Consider the following 2,962-nt stretch of genomic DNA (forward strand, 5'->3'; position numbering starts at 1 on the left):
CACTCGCACCTTGAAAACTGAAGACATCAACAAGACATCAAACTTTTTATAACCATGTCATTAGACGTGTGTTCTTAGAATACCAAAATGCTAGATCAAGGTATGAAGGGCGTACGGTGGATGCCTTGGCACTAGGAGCCGATGAAGGACGCGACGAACAGCGATATGCTTCGGGGAGCAGTAAGTATGCTTTGATCCGAGGATTTCCGAATGGGGGAACCCACCATCCGTAATGGGATGGGACATGTTACATGAATACATAGTGTAGCGTGAGGCAGACCCGGGGAACTGAAACATCTAAGTACCCGGAGGAAGAGAAAGCAAATGCGATTCCCTGAGTAGCGGCGAGCGAAACGGGAACAGCCCAAACCGGAGAGCATGCTCTCCGGGGTTGTAGGACACTCTATACGGAGTCAAAAAGGAAGACAGTAGGTGAACGACCTGGAAAGGTCGGCCGAAGAAGGTGACAGCCCTGTAGCTGAAACTGTTTTCCCTCCAGAGTGGATCCTGAGTACGGCGGGACACGTGAAACCCCGTCGGAATCCGGGAGGACCATCTCCCAAGGCTAAATACTCCCTAGTGACCGATAGTGAACCAGTACCGTGAGGGAAAGGTGAAAAGCACCCCGGAAGGGGAGTGAAATAGATCCTGAAACCGTATGCCTACAAGTAGTCAGAGCCCGTTAATGGGTGATGGCGTGCCTTTTGTAGAATGAACCGGCGAGTTACGATAGCGCGCGAGGTTAAGCTGATGAGGCGGAGCCGTAGCGAAAGCGAGTCTGAATAGGGCGCCATAGTGCGTTGTCGTAGACCCGAAACCAGGTGATCTACCCATGTCCAGGATGAAGGTCAGGTAACACTGACTGGAGGTCCGAACCCACGCACGTTGAAAAGTGCGGGGATGAGGTGTGGGTAGCGGTGAAATGCCAATCGAACCTGGAGATAGCTGGTTCTCCCCGAAATAGCTTTAGGGCTAGCCTCGAGGTTGAGAGTTCCGGAGGTAGAGCACTGATTGGACTAGGGGCCCCCACAGGGTTACCGAATTCAGTTAAACTCCGAATGCCGGCAACTTATACTCGGGAGTCAGACTGCGAGTGATAAGATCCGTAGTCAAGAGGGAAACAGCCCAGACCGCCAGCTAAGGTCCCAAAGTGTATGTTAAGTGGAAAAGGATGTGGCGCTGCCTAGACAGCTAGGATGTTGGCTTAGAAGCAGCCACCATTCAAAGAGTGCGTAATAGCTCACTAGTCGAGTGGCGCCGCGCCGAAAATGTAACGGGGCTAAACATACCACCGAAGCTGCGGATTCCGTAAGGAATGGTAGGGGAGCGTTCCAAACCGCTGTGAAGCTGTACCGGAAGGAGCAGTGGAGCGTTTGGAAGTGAGAATGCCGGTGTGAGTAGCGAAAAGAGGGGTGAGAATCCCCTCCGTCGAAAGCCCAAGGTTTCCTGAGGAAGGCTCGTCCGCTCAGGGTTAGTCTGGACCTAAGCCGAGGCCGAAAGGCGTAGGCGATGGATAACAGGTTGATATTCCTGTACCACCGATCCACCGTTTGAACAATGGGGGGACGCAGGAGGATAGTGACGCATGCGGATGGAAGTGCATGTGTAAGTTTCGAGACCGTCTGATTGGCAAATCCGTCAGGCATCAAAGTCGAGGAACGATGCGGAGTCCCGTAGGGACGAAGGTCACGATTTCACACTGCCAAGAAAAGCCTCTAGTGAGGTGGAAGGTGCCAGTACCGTAAACCGACACAGGTAGGCGGGATGAGAATTCTAAGACGCGCGGGATAACTCTCGTTAAGGAACTCGGCAAAATGGTCCCGTAACTTCGGGAGAAGGGACGCTCTACATGAGTAGAGCCGCAGTGAATAGGCCCAAACGACTGTTTAGCAAAAACACAGGTCTCTGCTAAATCGCAAGATGACGTATAGGGGCTGACGCCTGCCCGGTGCTGGAAGGTTAAGGGGATGGGTTAGCGCAAGCGAAGCTTTGAACCGAAGCCCCAGTAAACGGCGGCCGTAACTATAACGGTCCTAAGGTAGCGAAATTCCTTGTCGGGTAAGTTCCGACCCGCACGAAAGGCGTAACGATTTGGGCACTGTCTCAACGAGAGACCCGGTGAAATCATAGTACCTGTGAAGATGCAGGTTACCCGCGACAGGACGGAAAGACCCCATGGAGCTTTACTACAGCCTGATATTGAGGCTTTGTGCATGATGTACAGGATAGGCGGGAGACGTCGAGACCGGAGCGCCAGCTTCGGAGGAGTCACCCTTGGGATACCGCCCTTCATGCATAGAGTCTCTAACTCGCAGCCGTCATCCGGCTGGAGGACCGTGTCAGGCGGGTAGTTTGACTGGGGCGGTCGCCTCCTAAACAGTAACGGAGGCGCCCAAAGGTTCCCTCAGAATGGTTGGAAATCATTCGTAGAGCGCAAAGGCAGAAGGGAGCTTGACTGCGAGACCTACAAGTCGAGCAGGGACGAAAGTCGGGCTTAGTGATCCGGTGGTTCCGCATGGAAGGGCCATCGCTCAACGGATAAAAGCTACCCTGGGGATAACAGGCTGATCTCCCCCAAGAGTCCACATCGACGGGGAGGTTTGGCACCTCGATGTCGGCTCATCGCATCCTGGGGCTGGAGTAGGTCCCAAGGGTTGGGCTGTTCGCCCATTAAAGCGGTACGCGAGCTGGGTTCAGAACGTCGTGAGACAGTTCGGTCCCTATCCGTCGTGGGCGCAGGAAATTTGAGGAGAGCTGTCCTTAGTACGAGAGGACCGGGATGGACGCACCGCTGGTGTACCAGTTGTTCCGCCAGGAGCATCGCTGGGTAGCTACGTGCGGACGGGATAAATGCTGAAAGCATCTAAGCATGAAGCCCCCTCCAAGATGAGATTTCCCTTTGAGTAATCAAGAAAGACCCCTCAGAGACGATGAGGTAGATAGGTCACGGGTGGAAGCATGG

General features: G+C 53.9%; 1 rRNA gene. It reads left to right on the forward strand.

From position 1 onward, the window contains the following. Positions 1-93: 93 nt before the first annotated feature. Positions 94-2,962 (forward strand): 23S ribosomal RNA (locus ABIC15_RS15220); the annotation flags it as partial.

The sequence above is a fragment of the Exiguobacterium sp. PvP048 genome, assembly GCF_040549175.1.
GTDB lineage: Bacteria > Bacillota > Bacilli > Exiguobacteriales > Exiguobacteriaceae > Exiguobacterium_A > Exiguobacterium_A artemiae.